Consider the following 17,199-nt stretch of genomic DNA (forward strand, 5'->3'; position numbering starts at 1 on the left):
TATCGACGGACGAAAAAACACCTAATCTGCACTCGTACGAATATAATAATGAGGGGTAGATTCGTGATCGTCGTCGATCCGGTGACGCAGGAGATTATCGAGGGCAAGCTGGCAGCCACCGTCGACGAGATGGGCGTGGTCATGGCCAGGACCTCGATGAGCCCTGTGATCTATGAGGTGCTTGATTTCGCCTGTGGTCTCCTCACCCGTGACGGTGAGCTCGTGGCGCAGATGAACGGCATCACCCTGTTCACCGGCACCTTCGGCACCCAGGTCAAGTCGCTGATCGCGCTTTATGGCGATGACTTGGAAGATGGCGACATCCTGCTCACGAACGATCCCTATTCCGGCGGCACGCATGCCTGCGATTTCGCCATCGTCAAGCCGATCTTCTTCGACGGACGGATTCTGGCCTACGCCATCAATGTCGCCCATTATCTCGATGTCGGCGGTTCGGTTCCGGGCTCGCTTGCCCCCAATGCCACCTCTGTCTTTCAGGAGGGGCTGAGGCTGCCGGGCGTGAAGGTCGTGCGCAGCGATCGCTTTTCGGGCGAAGTCCTGCGCATCATCCGCGAGAATGTCCGTCTGCCCGAAGTCGCGATCGGCGACCTCACGGCCCAGGTGGCGACCGTCCGTGTTGCTGCGCGCCGCATGGGCGAGCTTGCGCGCAAATACGGTACCGATGTCGTCGAAACTGCATTCGATCACCTCCTGTCGGTCAGCGAGAAGCAGGCTCGCGCCGCCATCGCCGCACTGCCCGACGGCATCTATGAGGCGGAAGATATTATCGACGGGGATGGCGTTACCACCGCCGCCATTTCCGTCAAAGTGGCTGTCACGATCGCCGGAGACCGCCTGACTGCGGATTTCACCGGCTGCCCGCCGGCCGTCGCAGGCCCGATCAACTGTGCGGCGGGCGCGCTGCAGTCGGCAGTGCGCACCATCTTCAAGGCACTGGTCGCACCGCAGGCGCCCTCCAATGAGGGCTGGTTCCGCCCGCTCTCCGTCATCGCACCGAAGGGCTCGGTTTTCACCGCCGAGAAGCCGTCGCCGACGGGATGGTACTATGAGGGTTCTGTGCATGCTTCAGAACTTGTGTGGAAGGCACTTGCCAAGCTTATGCCAGAGCGTTTTTCCGCTGGCTCCTATACGAGCCTCTGCGTTGTCTATGTCGCCGGCAAGGATGAGGCGGGGCAACCATTCATCCACATCGAGCCGCAGCACGGCGGCTGGGGCGCGAGCAGCGACGGCGATGGCGCCAATGCGCTGATCGCACTGACCGATGGCGATACTTATAATTACTCCGTCGAGGTCATCGAAGCGCGCTTTCCTTTGCTCGTGCGCCGCTATGGGCTGAACGTCGAAGGGGGATCGGGTGCCGGCCGCCGTCGCGGAGGTTTCGGTGTCATTCGCGATTATGAAATCCTTGGAGACGGTGCTTCGGCCTATTGCAGCTTCGGGCGAACCGACACGCCTCCCTGGGGAATAGAAGGTGGCAAATCCGGCAGCATCAATCTTCTGCAGGTGGAAGAGAACGGCGGAAAGGTCCGTAATTTCGGACGCGAACCGCATATCGGGCTGAGCCGCGGCGATCTCGTACGGATCATCACCGGCGGCGGCGGCGGCTGGGGCGACCCTCTCGCTCGCGAACGGGAACAGGTCCGCCGCGACGTCGAAGACGGCTACATCACCAACGAAGTGGCGCGCAGCCTCTATGGATATGAAGAGGGTATGGCGTCATGATCAGACTGGCGACGGATGTAGGCGGTACCTTTACCGACCTCGTCGGTTATGATGAGCGCACGGGCGAGATCTTTACCGCCAAGAGCCTGACGACCGTTCACGACCAATCCGAAGGTGTGCTTGCGGCAATCGAGCTTGCCGAGAAGAAAGACGGACTTTCGGCGCGCGATGTGATTTTCTTCGCCCATGGCGGAACGACCGTCATCAATGCGATCACCGAGCGCAAGGGCGTCAAGACGGCGCTGGTGACCACGGCGGGCTTTCGCGACGTCTTGGAAATCGGCCGCGGCAATCGGCCCGATCTCTACAATCTCCAGTTCAAGAGCCCGGAAGCTTTCGTGCCGCGCGGCCTGCGCTTCGAGGTGCGCGAACGCCTGGACGCCAAGGGCCGGGTGCTGACGCCCATCGAGCTTGGTGATATCGAGCCGATCATCCGCGAATGCCGCGCTCGCAAGGTCGAGGCGGTCGCCGTCATCTTCCTCCACAGCTACGCCAATCCCGAGCATGAGATCGCCTGCGCCAAGGCGATCGCCGAAGCGCTGCCGGATGTCACGGTTTGCGCCAGCCATGAGGTTTCCCGTCAATGGCGGGAATATGAGCGCTCCAATACGGCCGTGCTCAACGCCTATGTTCAGCCGATTATCAAACGCTACTTTGCGCGGCTTGAAAGCGCGCTGACCGAGCGCGATCTCACATGCCCCTATTACGCCATGCAGTCGAACGGCGGCATCTCCACCTTCGATCAGGCGCAGATGAGCCCGCTGACATTGGTCGAATCCGGCCCGGCCGGCGGCGTGGCGGGTGCCGCGCGTATCGGCACAGTGCTTGGCGAATCCGAAGTGCTGTCGCTCGATGTCGGCGGCACGACGGCGAAATGCTCGCTGATCCACGACAGCCGCCCGACGCTCGATAGCGAATACAAGCTCGAGCACACCCGCATCGCACCCGGCTATCCGGTGCAGGTGCCGGTGGTCGATATCGTTGAAATCGGTGCTGGCGGCGGCTCGATTGCCCGCATCGATGAGCGCGGCGCGCTCCGCGTCGGCCCGGAAAGTGCTGGCTCGACACCGGGACCGGCCTGCTATGGCCGTGGTGGTGAAAAGCCCACCCTTTCCGATGCCCTGCTGACACTCGGCATCTTCGACCCGGCAAGCTTTGCCGGCGGTCAGATGCAGCTCGACAAATCCAAGGCGGCCGCGGCAATCGCAACAGTTGCCAAGCCAATGGGACTATCGGTCGAGGATGCGGCACTCGCGATCGTCGAGATTGCGCATGCGTCGATGATCAATGCGCTGAAGCTGGTAACCGTCCAGCGCGGGCACGATCCGCGCGATGCCGCTTTCGTCATTTCCGGAGGAGCAGGACCCGCGCTTGCTGCGCGCCTGGGGCGCGATCTCGGCGTCAAGATGACTGTGGTGCCACCGCATCCCGGCATCTTTTCGGCTTGGGGAATGCTGGCGGCGGAGCCGCGGGCCGATTTTCGCGGCACGTGGTTCTCTCCCCTTGGTTCGGAAGCCGTCAGCAATCTGAAGCGTCGTTTCGACGAGCTGAAGCGTGATGCGGTCAAATATTTCTCCAAAGGTGATGCGGCGGAGATACGCTACGCCTGCCGCGTCGAAGCTCGGTATCGCGGACAGGAGCACGGCGTCTTCGCCCCCTTCGAAATGGAGGATGATGCCGGAAGCTTTGCGGAACGCTTCCATGCCGCCCATGAGCGCGCCTATACCTTCTGCCTGCCAGGTTCGCCGGTGGAGATCACGATGATCCATCTGGAGGCCGTACTCCACGGCCCGGTCATCGCCATCCCGAAACTCGATGGTGCCGGCCGATCGCTGGATGCGGCCTCCAAGGGGCGTCGCGACGTCTATTTCGGCGGGACGATCGGTTGGGTGTCCTGCCCCGTCTACGAGCGCACGCGACTGCCGTCTTCCGAGAGGATTGCCGGCCCTCTGATCATCGAAGAGGCGACGGCAACGTCGCTGGTCATTGCCGGACAGGACCTGGAAGTGAGCGAGGAGGGCTTGCTGCTCATCCGCGAATGTGATGGGGGAAGCGTCTAGTATGGCGATAGCGATCGGTCTCGACCATATCGTCAGAAATTACGGGCCGACGCGCGCCGTCGACGGCGTGACGCTCGACATCAGGGCAGGGGAGTTCTTTACGCTGCTCGGCTCGTCCGGTTGTGGCAAGAGTTCTCTGCTGAAGCTGATCGGTGGCTTCGACAAGCCCACCTCGGGCCGTGTGCTTTTCGATGGAAGGGACATGGCTGATGTTCCGGCCAACCGCCGGCCGGTGAATACCGTTTTTCAGTCGCTCGGGCTCTTCCCGCATATGAATGTCGCCCAGAATGTCGGCTATGGGCTGAAGTTGCGTGGGTTGTCCGGTGCCACCTTGAAAAGCAAGGTCGATGGTGCACTAGACCTCGTCGAACTTTCGGGTTTTGCGGATCGCGACGTCAATCTTCTCTCAGGCGGCCAGCGCCAGCGCGTTGCGCTGGCTCGCGCGCTCGTTATGGAACCGGGCATTCTTCTGCTCGACGAACCTCTGACCGGGCTTGACGAACGGCTGCGTCAGCAGGTGCGCGACGAATTCGGCCGCCTTCACAAGCGTACCGGAGCGACCTTCATTCTCGTTACCCACAATCAGGACGAGGCGCTCAGCCTTTCCGACCGTATGGCCGTCATGCACAAGGGGCGGATCGAACAGACCGACGTGCCGTCGCGCTTCTTCGAGGCACCGGCCAATGCCTTCGTTGCCCGTTTTGTTGGCATCGATACGCTCCTGAGGCCCGAAAGCATTTCGGTTTCAGGCGGCAGGGCTCTCGTTACGATTGCCGGACAGCGTATCAGTGCGGGCTTCTCCGGAGCGGCGCCGCCGTCCGATGCGCTTGTCGCAATCCGCCCAGATCGAATTGAGCTGATCCCGGCTGCGGAAGACGCGGTCGAAATAATTGAACTTAAGGTTGTCGAAAGCATCTATCGCGGACTCAGCCATGACGTTACGCTCGCTTTCGCCGACAGCCAGCGCGTGGTGTTAACGACTAGCGCGGACGCAACTCCGCCCTTGCCGGGCGATAGCGTGCGCGTGCGTCTGAAGCCGGGCGCTGCGCTCCTGATCGATCGTTCCGGAATACCGGCTCTGGCTGGAGGCGATGAGTAGAACCCGAATAGCTGACACAAGCGAAAAATGAGGGAAGGGAATGACACGATGAACAAGAGCAATAATCTCGTCTCCTCCGCCTTGAGGAGTAATATGCAGCGCCGTGACATGCTCAAGCTGATGGGTGCGGGTGCGGCCGCACTTACCGTCGGCGGGCTTTCCGCCACGCGTGCCATGGCTGATGATGCTACGGTTGCATTCTGGGGCACCGCCACGCTCGATATCGGCGATAAATGGCAGGAATTTACCCGCCAGAGTGGCGTTTCGCCTGAGTTCACCGATAACGGCAACGATGTGGGCCCGGTGGTCGCGCGCCTGGCTGCCGGCAATGCCAACGATCTCTTCGATGTCGGCGGCTTTCAGGGCGGCGCCGAGCGCGAGCTCGCCAAGCAAGGCCTGATTGCCCCCTGGGACGTTTCCAAGATCCCGAATTTCGCCGGCATCTGGCAATGGGCCAAGGATATCCCGACCTTGACCTATGAGGGCAAGCAGTACGGCATTCCCACGGTCGTCAACGCCGACTCCATCATCTACCGCCCCGACAAGCTCGGCAAGGTCGACAGCTACGGCGTCATCTTCGATCCCAAGCTCAAGGGCCGGGTCGCGATGGAAGATGCGTGGATCAACAGCGCCATCTTCACCGCCATCTATCTCAAGGAAGCCGAGAACAAGCCGATCAAGGAGCCGGGCAACCTGACGGAATCCGAGCTCGGCCTCGTCATGGAGTTCCTGATCAAGCACAAGAAGGACGGTCAGTTCCGCACCTTCTGGAACGGATGGGAACAGGGCGTGCAGCTGGTGGCGAACGAAGAAGTCGATGCCATGACCGGCTGGGAGCCGATCGTCTATGAAGGCCGCAAGCGCGGGCTTCAGGTGGAGTATGCAGCTCCCGTCGAAGGCTACGAAGGCTGGGGCAACAATACGGTGCTGCTCAAGGGTGCCACGGAGCGTGGCAAGGCCGACATTGCCCACAAGTTCGTCGATGGCCTGCTTGCTGGCCTCTACGGTTGCGAGCTCGGCAAGGCGCGCGGCTATCTCGTGCCGACCGACAACAACCTCGCCTACGCCAAGGCCCATCCGGATGAATATAAGCCCGATGACGTTGCCAAGCTTGCCGACCATGTGAAGGCCAAGTTCTCCGGAAAGGTCTACTGGCAGAATTGCCGCCCGGACAATTTCCAACTCTACGAGGAGTGGTGGCAGAAGCTGCGCAACGCCTGATTTAACACGATGGATCGGGGCTGGCGTATCTGTCGAAGGACAAGCCGGCCCCGAGCCGATGGGATCAACGCCGAGAGAAGGAGGATTAGACCATGAAGACACCAGTTCTATTGCTGACCGCTCCGCTCGCGGCGATCCTCGTGCTCGGCCTCGCGCCGCTCGTTCTTGTCGTGGTCTGGAGTTTCTGTGCCTGGGATTCCGCCACCTACTGGATCAAGCCGGAATTCAGCCTCGCCGCCTACGGCGCCATTCTGGAGGCCGGGCGCTGGAGCGTGTTCCTGTCCACCCTTGGCAAGGCGTTCCTGGCGTCAGCCATCTGCCTCGTCATCGCCTATCCCACCGCCTATGCGATGTATTTCCTGGCTGGGCGCACCCTGTCTGTCGTGCTTGCGGCCCTGCTTACCATCCCGTTTTTCACGTCCTATCTCATTCGCTCCTTCTCCTGGCGGCTACTGCTCGGTCGCACAGGCGTCATAAACACGCTTCTCCAGCAGGTCGGCATCACCGATGCGCCGCTCGACTGGCTGCTGTTCAGCGATTTCGCCGTTATCGTCGGACTAGTCGCCTCCTACCTGCCGTTCGCAACCTTCCCCATCCTGCTCTCCATGCGCCGAGTCGATCCGATCGCGCTGGCGGCATCGCGCGATCTCGGCGCCGGCTTCTGGACGATGGTCCGCACCGTGCTGCTGCCGCTGACCTATTCCGGCGTCTTCGCCGGTTTCCTCTTCGTCTTCGTCATGGTTGCCGGCTCATCGACAGAGGTGCAGATGCTAGGCGGTGCCGGCGCTTCAATCGTCTCGGTGATGATCAACGACGTCATGCGCGTTGCCAATTTTCCGCTCGCCTTTGCGATTTCGACGCTGATGCTCGTCATCGTCTTTGGGCTGGTGCTGATCGGGGATGCCCTATTCGGCCTCTCCTCGCTATTCGAGGAGCGAGGCCAATGATCGTCAGGGAAGGAACGACGCCGCGCATCGTCATCTGGGCGCTGACCGTCTTCGGCCTCATCGTGATCTATGCGCCGCCGCTTTATCTGCTTGGCGTCTCTTTCAACCCGGCGCTGCAGCCGGGGCTGCCGCATTTCTCCGACATAACCCTGAAATGGTACCTCGCACTCGGCTCGGAAAGCGCGCTCGTCGCCGCGCTCGGCCAGTCGATCGTCATTGCGCTTGCGACGGCTGTCATTGCGACGCTGCTGTCGCTCGGCGCGGCACTGGCCCATCGCGAGCTTCATCGTGGACGCAGCCTGTGGTTTTTGACTGTGCTGCTGCCGATGTTCGTACCCGGCGTCATCCAGGGGCTGGCGCTATCGACCATCATCAGCCGCGCCGGTGTGAAGGCATCGGCTTTGACTGTCATTGCCGGCCATCTGCTGTGGGCGATACCTTTTGCCTTCATCGTCATCCTGACAAGCTTTGCCGCCGTCAAGCGGACCTATCTCATGGCGGCGGACGATCTCGGTGCCGGACGCTTCCGGCAGTTCTGGGATATTACCCTGCCATTGATCCGGCCGGGCCTCGTCAGCGCCTTCATCTTTTCGTTCCTGCTGTCGCTCAACGAATTCACGCGCGCCTTTTATCTGGCGGGCCGCCAGAACACCTTGCCGGTTGTGCTGTTCGGCAAGATGAATTCCGGCGCCTCGCCGACGATCTATGCGATGTCGGGCGCGATCTTTCTTGTTTCCAGCGTCTGCGTGGTGGTCGTGGCACTGCGTTCGCTGCTTATGCAACGCCGGGTGGGGTGATCGATATGCAAATTGGACTGACAAGTCGCAAGTTCCGCCCGCCCTTAGACCTCCATCAACGGGAGCACAGAGGATGAAACAAGAGTCGAAACTGATGGCGCTGATCCGCGCGGGAAAGAGGCAGGAGGCGCTTGACATGGTCGAGCGGCTGAAGGCGGTGACGCAGTCTCTGCCGACGTCCATCAAGGTGGATCGGACAGGCGCCGTCACCTATTACAAAGGAAATCGCCGTTTCGTGAGAAACATCCAGGGCGGCTGGGATCTGGTGCCGAAGAAAAAGTAGATGTCTGCTGTTGATCTGGACATCGAACAGGCTGGCGCTGTCGAATGTGCGGCGCGGGCGAGAAGCAGCGGCTGGAAAGGAAAGATTTTCATCGACTGCAAATAGAAGGTCATGGCGCCAATATTCTGTTTGGCAAGCTTTTCATGCTCGGGATTTTGCCAAGACAGATATTTCCTAGTGAAATAATGATTTCGTTAAGTATTCGATATCTTTAAGATCTAAATAATATTAGAAAATATCTTATTTAGAAATATAAAATTAACGTCCGAAGCCTAAGGTCTCCTCGACCGTCATCGCGCAGATGAAGGTCGATTGAAGGAGACAGGACCATGTATCGTGTTTCTCATTTCAACAGGGAGAAAGAGGGCGCCGCAGCAGTCGAATTCGCTCTCATCGCGCCGCTTTTTTTCCTTCTGCTTCTCACGCTGGTTGCCTTTGCCATCTATCTTACCGCCGCTCATTCGCTGCAGCAATTGACGGCCGATGCTGCCCGCACGGCAATCGCCGGGTTGTCGGCGGACGAGCGAAGCCAGCTGGTCCAAAGCTTCGTCACCAATTCGACGATCAACGACGCTTTCATCGACAAGAGCAAGTTGACGATAAGCGTCGCCACCGACCCGACCAATGCCAATCAATTCACGGTCAGCGCCAGCTATGACGCGTCGGATCTTCCGATCTGGAACCTCTATACCTTTGCGATGCCGGATCAAACCATCCGCCGCTATTCGACCATTCGCCTCGGAGGTCTCTGATGCAGCGGCTTCTCGGTCGTCTCGCCTCTCTGCGGGACAGGCGAGGGAACGTCGCCGTCACGACTGCGCTCGTCTCGCCCCTCATCCTGTATTGCCTTGGCCTCGGCATCGATTACGGCATGATGACGCTGCAGCAACGGCGCCTGCAGCAGTTGAGCGACATCGGAGCGATATCGGCTGCCTCCGATATCGCAAATGCGCAGACCGCGCTTCTGAACAATCTCCAGAGCAATGGCACGACCGCAGCAGTTGCCTCCGGCAGCAGCTATATGACGAGCAACGGGCTCGTCAACGCCGCTACGGCCAACTCCGGTCAATACGAGACCGTGGCCAATCTGGTCCTCGGCACCTACACGGCAGATACGTCGATCCCGCTTGCAAACCGCTTCTCCTCGACGGGAACCTCGCCGTATGATTCCGTCAAGGTGACATTGACCCAAAAGGCAGTGATGCCTTTCGCTTCCGCCTTTGCCACGGCGCCGACCCTGAGCGCGACAGGCACCGCATCCAGCGAGCGTCTGGCTGCCTTCTCGGTGGGATCGCGGCTTGCGAGCCTCAATGGTGGTATTCTGAACCAGCTTCTTGGCACGTTGCTGGGAACGCAAATCTCTCTGAAAGTCGCCGATTATCAGTCGCTCGTCAGCGCGAATGTCAATCTTCTGAGCTTTCTCAATCTCCTGGCGACGGATCTGAAGCTTACCGGCGTGAGTTATAACCAGCTTCTGGCGACAGATGTCACCTATGACAAGCTTCTCGGCGCTCTTGGCAAGTCGACCAATCTTTCGGCCGGAGTCGTCACCCTCATTAACAATCTCGGCAAGACGCTCGGCACGACGAAACTGACCGTCAAGCTGCAGGATATCGTGAATCTCGGTCCATTGGGGAGCAATATCGTCGGCACTTCGCCCAATCTGACGGCCACCATGAATGTGCTGGATCTGATCTCGGCAACCGCAATGGCTGCCAACCAGCAAAAGCAGATCGCGCTCGATCTCGGGGCAGCTCTGCCGGGCGTCGCGACCGCGAAGCTGACGCTGGCGATCGGAGAAATGTCCCAGCAGACGCCGGCCCTTGCCGTGGGCGCTCCGGGCACAATCGTTCGCACACCGCAAGTCCGTGCCGCGCTCGAGGTCGCTGTCACCGGCCTGTCCCTGATCGCCGGGCTGAAGCTCAGGGTTCCGCTCTATATCGAGCTTGCCCCCGCGGAAGCCAAGCTTGCCTCGATCACCTGTGTCGGCGGCTCCATGCCGAACGCGGTCGTCGGGATAGACGCCGTGCCAGGTGTTGCCGAGGTAGATCTTGGCGACGTCAATACGTCTGCTTTCGTAAACTTCGGCTCCGAGCCGCGGGTAACGCCGGCTGCGATCATCGATTCCCTTCTTCTCAAAGTGATTGCGAGTGCGCAGGTCGATATCGCCAATATGAGCCCGACACGATTGAACTTTCAGCCTTCGGAGATCTCGGCAGGTACGATCAAGACGGTTTCAACCAGCACCGTCCTGACGTCTACGGTCTCGTCGCTCCTGAAAAACGCGACCATCACCATCCAATTGCTCATCTTGACCATTGGTACGCCGTCGGGGGTGCTTTCAGCCGTTGCCGATACGCTGTCGGTCGTGACCGCGCCGCTCGATCAGGTTCTGTACGGCCTTCTCGGCCTTCTCGGGCTTGGTATCGGTCAAGCCGACGTGAGCGTTACCGACGCAAGATGCACACAGCCTGTGCTGGTGCAGTAACGGCTGCTCGGAACGACGCGCGGTATCAGGAATTCGTGCCCGGCAGGCTGTAGGCCTGCTGGAAATAACGCCTGAAGGCAAGCATTGGCTGGCTGAACTCGACATTGGTTCGCCAGGCGAGCCCCACATCCATGGGTGGAACCGGGTCTTGAATGTTCACGGTCTCGATCCGCCTTCCCTCCAGCGACCAGGGGCGATGCACCATATCCGACAAAATGGCGACGCCGAGGCCGTTCGCCACCATTGATCTGACGGCTTCGATCGAACTGGTCCTCAGGAGCACCTTCGGTTGATAGGGGCTTCGGCTCCAGTATCGCAACGAGGAGTGAGCCGCCTCGTCGACTGTCAGCATGATGTAGGGCTCCTCGGCGATTTCACGCAGACCTATCCCGTCGCGACGTTGCAGGTCGTGGCCGGCTGGCAGCCAGAGGCGCCTGACGGAGCTCAGGAGCGTTTCCGTCGTCAGCATCGGATTGAGGATGTTGGAGGTCAGCAAAACCGAAATGTCGTAGCGATTGGTCAGCAGGCCTTCCTCGATCGACTCGCGATTGACTTCGTAGAGCTGGATTTTCAGTTTCGGATAGAGACGGCGGATACGCTCGATGTGAAGCGGCAGGAAATAGCCGATGACGGTATAGGTTGCCGCGACGACCAGCTCTCCCTCTATATCGCTGCTGACGAGATTGAGATGGGTCGCCTCGTCGACCTTTGCCAGAATCTCATAGGCATGGGACAGGAATTGCCGGCCGGCCGTGGTCAGGTCCATGCCCTGTGGCGTGCGGTTGAACAGCGACACGCCGACCGTGAGTTCGAGATCCTTGATCGCTGCGGTGACGGCAGATTGCGAGATCGACAGGTTGACGGCCGCGTGCGAGATCTGTCCATATTCTGCTGTGGCAACGAAATAACGAAGCTGCCGCAAACTCAGGCTCATGACACCATTCCCATCTTTTTATCTGAAAATCGCTGCACCGAATCAGATTTGATGGATCTAAAACGAGCAGATTTTCGATTTATCGTTGCGCATTTTCGGTATTATATTGATATTTAACGGTATTATATGGCGCTATTTTGAGCGTCGATATCAATTTATCAGATAATAGTTCTTAGAAAATTGTATTTTTCAAGTGCATCCTTTCCTTCTAGCGTTCTTGTATCGATCCCCATTTGGGGCGCAGGCGCGAGGGAATGCATTTGAAGGAAGCTGTCGACATCAATTGCGACATGGGGGAGGCCTTCGGCCGATGGCGGATCGGCGACGCACATGACGAGGAGCTTATCTCCCTTATCAGCTCGGCCAACATTGCCACCGGTTTTCACGCCGGCGATCCCAATCTCATGGATGAGACCGTGCGGATGGCCGCCGCCCACGGCGTCGGCGTCGGCGCACATCCCGGTTACAACGACCTCCAGGGTTTCGGGCGGCGGAAGATCAACGGCACCAGCCGCGAAATCGTCAACGATCTGATCTACCAGGTTGGCGCGCTGCGTGAGTTCGCCAGGCGCTATGGCGTGCCTGTGCAGCATGTGAAGCCGCATGGCGCTCTCTATATGGAACTGGCGGCGAACGCCGATCTCTCGCAGATCTTCATACAATATATGCGCACGGTCGCGCCGAACATGTTCGTCTTCTGCATGGATGGTTCGGCCACCTGCCTTGCCGCTGAGGAAGCGGGCCAGCCTATAGTGCGCGAGTTCTATGCCGATCGCGACTATGGCGATACGGGCTGGATCGTCTTTACCAGGGACGCCGGTCGCCCCGATCCCAAGGCAATTGCCCGCAAGGTTGTCAGGGCCTGTACCGAAGGCGTCGTTCGCACCGTCAACGGTGCGGATATTCCGATCGCCTTCGATTCCATTTGTTTTCATTCCGATACTTTGGGTGCGCTCGACATCGTGCGCCACATGCGCGAGGCCCTCATTGCCGAGGGTATCAGGATTGCACCCGTTTCACAGATTTTGAACAGCGACGCCGCGCGGAGGTCCCATGAGCAAGCTTGAGATCAGATCACCCCTTCCGGGAACCTTCTACCGGGCTTCGTCTCCGGACGTTCCGCCCTTCAAGGCTGATGGCGATGCCGTTGCTGCCAGCGATACGATCGGACTTATCGAGGTCATGAAAACCTTCCAGCAGATCCCTGCCGGGCTTGATGGCAAGAACATAACCTTCCTCGTCGACAACGAAGAGCCCGTCATGGCCGGGCAAGTCATCGCGGAGGTGGACCCATGACGATCCGCTCGGTCCTCATTGCCAATCGCGGCGAAATCGCCGTTAGGATCATCAAGGCTGCCAAGGCGCTCGGCATTCGCACGGTGCAGGTCCATAGCGCCGCAGATGCCGACATGCTTGCGGTGAAGCTCGCCGACGAGGCGATCAATATTGGCTCGCCGGCGCCGAAAAAATCCTACCTCAACATCGAAGCCATCATCGCGGCCGCGCGGACAGCCGGTGTGGATGCCGTCCATCCGGGCTATGGGTTCCTTTCGGAAAATGGAGATTTCGCCGATGCCGTCGCGGCGGCGGGCATGATCTTCATCGGGCCAAGCGGCGAGGCCATCCGGCTGCTCGGTGACAAGGTGGCAGCTCGCGAGATAGCGAAACGGGCCGGCGTTCCGACAGTACCCGGAAGCGACGGTCGTGTGGCGGATATCGACGCCGCCGAAGCGATTGCCGAACACGTCGGTTTTCCCATGATGATCAAGGCTGCAGCCGGCGGCGGTGGGCGTGGCATCCGCATCGTGCAGTCGCTGGCCGAGCTTCGAGAGCAGTTTCCGTTGGCATCGGCGGAGGCGGCCGCGGCTTTCGGTGATGGCGGCCTTTACATGGAGAAGGTCATCACCCGCGCCCGGCACATTGAGGTGCAGATCTTTGGCGACGGGCGAAATTTCGTCCATTGCTTCGAGCGCGAATGCTCGCTGCAGCGGCGCCGCCAGAAGGTGTGGGAGGAAGCGCAGGCCTTTCTGCTTCCCGATGATATCAGGCAGCGCCTCTGCGCCAGCGCCGTGGCGCTTGCCGCCGAAGTCGGCTATCGCGGCGCGGGCACCGTCGAATATCTCTACGACGAGGATAGCAGGCAATTCTACTTCATCGAGGTGAATACCCGCATCCAGGTCGAACATCCGGTGACCGAAATGATCACCGGCATCGATCTGGTGCAGGAGATGTTCAAGGTTGCCGGCGGCGCTCCTTTGTCGTTGTCGCAGTCCGATATCCGGACGCGTGGTCACGCCATCGAGTGCAGGATCAATGCCGAAGACCCGGCCAAGGGCTTTCTGCCGGCGCCGGGCACCGTGACGCGGCTTTCCATTCCGGAAGGCGAGGGCATCCGCTTCGATACGATGCTCTATGCCGGCTATACCGTACCGCCCTTCTACGACTCTCTCCTCGGCAAGCTCATCGTCTGGGCCGAAGACCGCAATGCCTGCCTCGACAGACTGGCCAGCGCTCTTTCCAATCTGACGATCGAAGGCTTGCCGACGACGATCCCCTTGCACCTTGCGCTCGCCCGCGATCCGTCGGTGCGCAAGGGTGCATTCCATACGCGTTTTCTCGAATCCTGGCTGGAGACCGATTTTGCCGCGGTTGACGGCGTATCGACGGAGGTTGCCTGATGCCTGCTCGCTTTACGTTCGGAGGTGACGAGCATCTCTTCGTCGAATGCAGCGATGAGATGTCCCTTGAGGCCTTCTTCAAGAGCCTGTCGATGGCTAAGGGAGTGCGCGAGAGCGCGATCAAGGGCGTCACCGAAATCTGCCCTGCCAACGCTTCCTTCCAGATCAAGTTCGATCCCGACGTAATCAAGCCGGACGATCTCTTGCGGGAGGTCAAGGCAATCGAGGGCGCGGCCGAGAAGGCGGAGCCGGTCATCACAACCCGTATCGTCGAGATCCCGGTCTTCTACAATGATCCCTGGACGCATGAGACGCTGATGCGCTTCCGCGAGCGGCATCAGGAGCCGACCGGCACCGATCTCGACTACGCCGCCAGGATCAACGGCTATGGCGCGGTCGAGGATTTCATCTCGGTTCATGCCGGCTCGCCCTGGTTCGTCTCCATGGTCGGCTTCGTTGCCGGCCTGCCTTTCATGTATCAGATGGTCGAGCGGCAGCGGCAGATCGAGGTGCCGAAATATCTGCGCCCACGCACCGATACGCCGCGGCTGACTGTGGGACATGGCGGCTGCTTCGGCTGCATCTATTCGGTGCGCGGCGCGGGCGGCTACCAGATGTTCGGCATCACGCCGATGCCGATCTTCGACCCTACGCAATCCACCAGTTATCTCCGCGATTTCATGGTGTTCTTCCGTCCGGGCGACATCGTGAAATTCCGGCCGATCGATCGCGATGGTTACGATCAGGCGGTCGAGGATGTCGACAAGGGCCGCTTCGCGCCGCCGATCCGCGAGGTCAGCTTCGATCTTCGCCAGTACCAGGCCGATATCGGCGGCTACAACGCCAAGCTGGAGGGTGCGCTGCATGGCCATTAAGGTTCTTCATCACGGCCTTTCCACCACCATTCAGGATCTCGGACGGCCCGGCTATTTCCATCTCGGTATTCCCCTCGGCGGCGCCATGGATCGTTATGCGATGCGGGCGGCAAATCTTCTGGTCGGCAATGACGAGGGGGCTGCCGGGCTGGAAGCAGTCTTCATGGGGCCGAAGCTCGAATTCCTCGACGATGCGCTGATTGCCGTTACCGGCGCCGACATGCCCGTCAGGATCGATGGCGAGCTTCAGCCGGGATGGACGGCGCTCAAGGTGAAAGCGGGACAGACGGTAAGCTTCGATTTTCTGAAGTCCGGTGCGCGGATCAGCATTGCGGTGTCCGGCGGCATCGATGTTCCCGAAGCGTTGGGCAGCCGGTCGACCTATGTGATCGGCGCGCTTGGCGGCCTGAACGGCAAGGCCATCGCCGCCGGCGATGAGCTTCCCGTCGGCTCAGGCGCCATGGCGAGTGCGGGTCGATCCGTTGCCGAAGAACTGCGCCGCAAGCCTGGCATGCCGGCGGAACTCCGGGTTCTGCCGGGGCTCTACTGGGATCGGCTGACCGAGGAGACGAAGAGCAACTTCTTTGCCGACCAGTGGAAGGTGGCACCGGAGGCCGATCGCATGGGCTATCGCTTCCGCGGCGGCCGCAAGCTCGAATTCGTCGAGCGCAAGCAGCCCTTTGGCGCAGGCTCGGATCCCTCCAACATCGTCGACAGCTGCTATCCCTATGGTTCGATCCAGGTGCCGGGCGGAACGGAGCCGATCATCCTGCATCGCGATGCTGTCTCCGGCGGCGGTTATTTCATGCTGGGAACGGTGATCTCGGCCGACATGGATCTGATCGCGCAGCTGCAGCCGCATACGCCGACGCAGTTCGTGGAGGTCACCATGGATCAGGCACTGGCGGCGCGTGCGGACCGTCAGGCGTTGCTTGCGCGCCTTCGTGCCGCTCTCGCATAGGGAGTTAAATGGATGATCGCCTCTTCGATCCCCCGTTTCCAGCACAGGTCAAGGATTGCCTGTGCCTCACTCGAGAACGCGGGTCAGATAGGCGGCCGTCACGCCGGGTCCGGGGATGATCGCGACGATCTTCATCTGCGCGATCGTGCGGTCGACGGAGGCTTCGAGATGGTTCTCCATCATCGCCGCCGCCGCCTTCACCGCGCCCCGCAGCAGCAGTTCCGTAACAAGGCGCAGTTCCGTGATGATGGCGGGATCGCCGGGCAGGCCGAGCCGCCGCAACAATCGCTCCGTCGCCGTGACTGGCAGCAGGTTGTTGCGGATGGATTCCTTCAGCCGCTCATTCGGCGTTGCGAGAATGCAGATGTCGATAAAGTCGGCATGGATGGTTTCCAGCGCCGCAAGATGATCGGCCGGTTCGCGCCGCTCGAGATCGGAGAGGCGCTCGAACAGGTCGCCCAATCGCTCCCGGTCGACACGGCTGGCTCCGGCGACCAGCGCCTGCGGTTCGAGCATGCCGCGCAGGCCGTAATGATCCTTGATCATCTGTGCGGTCAGCGGGCCGGCGATCCAGTGGGAAGATTGGTTCTTGCGCACGAGACCACGCTCGCGCAGGCGCGTGAGTACATCGCGCACCACGGTGCGGCTGACGTTGAAATGGTCGGCAAGCTCGATCTCGATGATGCGATATTGGCCGAAGACGACGCAGCCGGCGACATCGGCCTCGACGGTATTGTAGATGCGCTCCCAGGAGGCGCGGCTTTGCAGGGCCTCGTCCGCGTGGCGCGGGATGGTGAGACCGAGGGTCTTGATATCGGTGCGCCTAGGCTCGATGCCCTGGCCGGCTGGGCCGACGAGATAGCCGCGCCCGTTGAAGCGATGCACCAGCCCTTCGCTCTCCAGTGCCTGCAGCGCTCTTTGCACGGGCGCGCGCGAGATCTGCAGGATATCGGCGATCGGCCCTTCGAGCAGTACCACGCCCTGCGGCAGGGTATTGTCTTCGATATTACCGCGCAGAACATCCTCGGCGATCTCATAGCGCTTCTGCGCATTCGGGCGCGCATGGTTTTCGGTCATCTGATGCAATGGACTCACGTCGTTCCGATGCCTCAC

Annotated in this window: 16 protein-coding genes; 14 read left to right on the forward strand and 2 right to left on the reverse strand. The window is 60.5% G+C overall.

The features are described from left to right. Positions 1-48 precede the first annotated feature (48 nt). The 9 genes from GA0061103_RS04365 (at position 49) to GA0061103_RS04405 (ending at position 10,638) form a co-directional block, all read left to right on the forward strand. The gene (locus GA0061103_RS04365) at positions 49-1,743 is read left to right on the forward strand and encodes a hydantoinase B/oxoprolinase family protein (RefSeq protein WP_092707409.1); all 1,695 of its coding nucleotides are present in this window, start codon (positions 49-51) and stop codon (positions 1,741-1,743) included. Then, complete coding sequence (locus tag GA0061103_RS04370) at positions 1,740-3,803, forward strand: hydantoinase/oxoprolinase family protein (RefSeq protein ID WP_092707411.1); 2,064 nt, start codon at positions 1,740-1,742, stop codon at positions 3,801-3,803. Before GA0061103_RS04365 ends, GA0061103_RS04370 begins: the two co-directional genes overlap by 4 nt. 1 nt (position 3,804) lies before the next feature. After that, complete coding sequence (locus tag GA0061103_RS04375) at positions 3,805-4,902, forward strand: ABC transporter ATP-binding protein (RefSeq protein ID WP_092707413.1); 1,098 nt, start codon at positions 3,805-3,807, stop codon at positions 4,900-4,902. Between the two features lie 48 nt (positions 4,903-4,950). After that, positions 4,951-6,123 (forward strand): ABC transporter substrate-binding protein, encoded by a 1,173-nt coding sequence (locus tag GA0061103_RS04380; protein WP_092707415.1) that lies wholly within the window; start codon positions 4,951-4,953, stop codon positions 6,121-6,123. 92 nt (positions 6,124-6,215) lie between these two features. Further along, positions 6,216-7,070 carry an ABC transporter permease gene (locus GA0061103_RS04385; protein WP_092707417.1) on the forward strand — a complete coding sequence of 285 codons (855 nt, stop codon included), beginning with the start codon at positions 6,216-6,218 and terminating at the stop codon, positions 7,068-7,070. Further along, a complete protein-coding gene (locus tag GA0061103_RS04390) occupies positions 7,067-7,867 on the forward strand; it encodes an ABC transporter permease (RefSeq protein WP_092707419.1) in 801 nt (266 codons plus the stop codon). Before GA0061103_RS04385 ends, GA0061103_RS04390 begins: the two co-directional genes overlap by 4 nt. A 73-nt stretch (positions 7,868-7,940) precedes the next feature. Next, the gene (locus GA0061103_RS04395; protein WP_092707421.1) at positions 7,941-8,150 is read left to right on the forward strand and encodes a hypothetical protein; all 210 of its coding nucleotides are present in this window, start codon (positions 7,941-7,943) and stop codon (positions 8,148-8,150) included. A gap of 329 nt (positions 8,151-8,479) precedes the next feature. Continuing rightward, the gene (locus GA0061103_RS04400; RefSeq protein WP_092707423.1) at positions 8,480-8,902 is read left to right on the forward strand and encodes a TadE/TadG family type IV pilus assembly protein; all 423 of its coding nucleotides are present in this window, start codon (positions 8,480-8,482) and stop codon (positions 8,900-8,902) included. Beyond that, complete coding sequence (locus GA0061103_RS04405; RefSeq protein ID WP_092707425.1) at positions 8,902-10,638, forward strand: pilus assembly protein TadG-related protein; 1,737 nt, start codon at positions 8,902-8,904, stop codon at positions 10,636-10,638. Before GA0061103_RS04400 ends, GA0061103_RS04405 begins: the two co-directional genes overlap by 1 nt. A gap of 25 nt (positions 10,639-10,663) precedes the next feature. Here GA0061103_RS04405 and GA0061103_RS04410 read toward each other — a convergent pair whose 3' ends face one another. Further along, the gene (locus GA0061103_RS04410; RefSeq protein WP_092707427.1) at positions 10,664-11,572 is read right to left on the reverse strand and encodes a LysR family transcriptional regulator; all 909 of its coding nucleotides are present in this window, start codon (positions 11,570-11,572) and stop codon (positions 10,664-10,666) included. Positions 11,573-11,832: 260 nt separating this feature from the next. Between GA0061103_RS04410 and GA0061103_RS04415 the strand changes: the two genes are divergently transcribed. The 5 genes from GA0061103_RS04415 to GA0061103_RS04435 are packed head-to-tail and all read left to right on the forward strand — an operon-like array spanning position 11,833 to position 16,086. Beyond that, positions 11,833-12,639, forward strand: a complete 807-nt coding sequence (locus tag GA0061103_RS04415) for a 5-oxoprolinase subunit PxpA (protein WP_092708637.1) — start codon at positions 11,833-11,835, stop codon at positions 12,637-12,639. Further along, a complete protein-coding gene (locus GA0061103_RS04420) occupies positions 12,626-12,868 on the forward strand; it encodes an acetyl-CoA carboxylase (protein ID WP_092707429.1) in 243 nt (80 codons plus the stop codon). Before GA0061103_RS04415 ends, GA0061103_RS04420 begins: the two co-directional genes overlap by 14 nt. After that, on the forward strand, positions 12,865-14,250 hold the full coding sequence (locus GA0061103_RS04425) for an acetyl-CoA carboxylase biotin carboxylase subunit (RefSeq protein WP_092707431.1): 1,386 nt from the start codon (positions 12,865-12,867) through the stop codon (positions 14,248-14,250). The genes GA0061103_RS04420 and GA0061103_RS04425 overlap by 4 nt, the downstream gene beginning before the upstream one ends. After that, complete coding sequence (locus GA0061103_RS04430; protein ID WP_092707433.1) at positions 14,250-15,125, forward strand: 5-oxoprolinase subunit B family protein; 876 nt, start codon at positions 14,250-14,252, stop codon at positions 15,123-15,125. Before GA0061103_RS04425 ends, GA0061103_RS04430 begins: the two co-directional genes overlap by 1 nt. After that, complete coding sequence (locus tag GA0061103_RS04435) at positions 15,115-16,086, forward strand: 5-oxoprolinase subunit C family protein (RefSeq protein WP_092707435.1); 972 nt, start codon at positions 15,115-15,117, stop codon at positions 16,084-16,086. Before GA0061103_RS04430 ends, GA0061103_RS04435 begins: the two co-directional genes overlap by 11 nt. A 66-nt stretch (positions 16,087-16,152) precedes the next feature. Here the strand turns inward: GA0061103_RS04435 and GA0061103_RS04440 are convergent, their stop codons facing one another. Continuing rightward, a complete protein-coding gene (locus GA0061103_RS04440) occupies positions 16,153-17,163 on the reverse strand; it encodes a GntR family transcriptional regulator (protein WP_092707437.1) in 1,011 nt (336 codons plus the stop codon). Between the last annotated feature and the right edge of the window lie 36 nt (positions 17,164-17,199).

Source organism: Martinezella multihospitum, assembly GCF_900094585.1.
In the GTDB taxonomy this organism is placed as follows: domain Bacteria; phylum Pseudomonadota; class Alphaproteobacteria; order Rhizobiales; family Rhizobiaceae; genus Rhizobium; species Rhizobium multihospitium.

What these genes read in the sequence shown, in the direction of transcription:
- GA0061103_RS04425 (WP_092707431.1), top strand. Translation starts at nt 12,865, where the DNA reads ATGACGATCCGCTCGGTCCTCATTGCCAATCGCGGCGAAATCGCCGTT.
- GA0061103_RS04390 (WP_092707419.1), top strand. Translation starts at nt 7,067, where the DNA reads ATGATCGTCAGGGAAGGAACGACGCCGCGCATCGTCATCTGGGCGCTG.
- GA0061103_RS04370 (WP_092707411.1), top strand. Translation starts at nt 1,740, where the DNA reads ATGATCAGACTGGCGACGGATGTAGGCGGTACCTTTACCGACCTCGTC.
- GA0061103_RS04420 (WP_092707429.1), top strand. Translation starts at nt 12,626, where the DNA reads ATGAGCAAGCTTGAGATCAGATCACCCCTTCCGGGAACCTTCTACCGG.
- GA0061103_RS04365 (WP_092707409.1), top strand. Translation starts at nt 49, where the DNA reads ATGAGGGGTAGATTCGTGATCGTCGTCGATCCGGTGACGCAGGAGATT.
- GA0061103_RS04410 (WP_092707427.1), bottom strand. Translation starts at nt 11,572, where the DNA reads ATGAGCCTGAGTTTGCGGCAGCTTCGTTATTTCGTTGCCACAGCAGAA.
- GA0061103_RS04435 (WP_092707435.1), top strand. Translation starts at nt 15,115, where the DNA reads ATGGCCATTAAGGTTCTTCATCACGGCCTTTCCACCACCATTCAGGAT.
- GA0061103_RS04380 (WP_092707415.1), top strand. Translation starts at nt 4,951, where the DNA reads ATGAACAAGAGCAATAATCTCGTCTCCTCCGCCTTGAGGAGTAATATG.
- GA0061103_RS04395 (WP_092707421.1), top strand. Translation starts at nt 7,941, where the DNA reads ATGAAACAAGAGTCGAAACTGATGGCGCTGATCCGCGCGGGAAAGAGG.
- GA0061103_RS04440 (WP_092707437.1), bottom strand. Translation starts at nt 17,163, where the DNA reads ATGACCGAAAACCATGCGCGCCCGAATGCGCAGAAGCGCTATGAGATC.
- GA0061103_RS04405 (WP_092707425.1), top strand. Translation starts at nt 8,902, where the DNA reads ATGCAGCGGCTTCTCGGTCGTCTCGCCTCTCTGCGGGACAGGCGAGGG.
- GA0061103_RS04400 (WP_092707423.1), top strand. Translation starts at nt 8,480, where the DNA reads ATGTATCGTGTTTCTCATTTCAACAGGGAGAAAGAGGGCGCCGCAGCA.
- GA0061103_RS04385 (WP_092707417.1), top strand. Translation starts at nt 6,216, where the DNA reads ATGAAGACACCAGTTCTATTGCTGACCGCTCCGCTCGCGGCGATCCTC.
- GA0061103_RS04375 (WP_092707413.1), top strand. Translation starts at nt 3,805, where the DNA reads ATGGCGATAGCGATCGGTCTCGACCATATCGTCAGAAATTACGGGCCG.
- GA0061103_RS04430 (WP_092707433.1), top strand. Translation starts at nt 14,250, where the DNA reads ATGCCTGCTCGCTTTACGTTCGGAGGTGACGAGCATCTCTTCGTCGAA.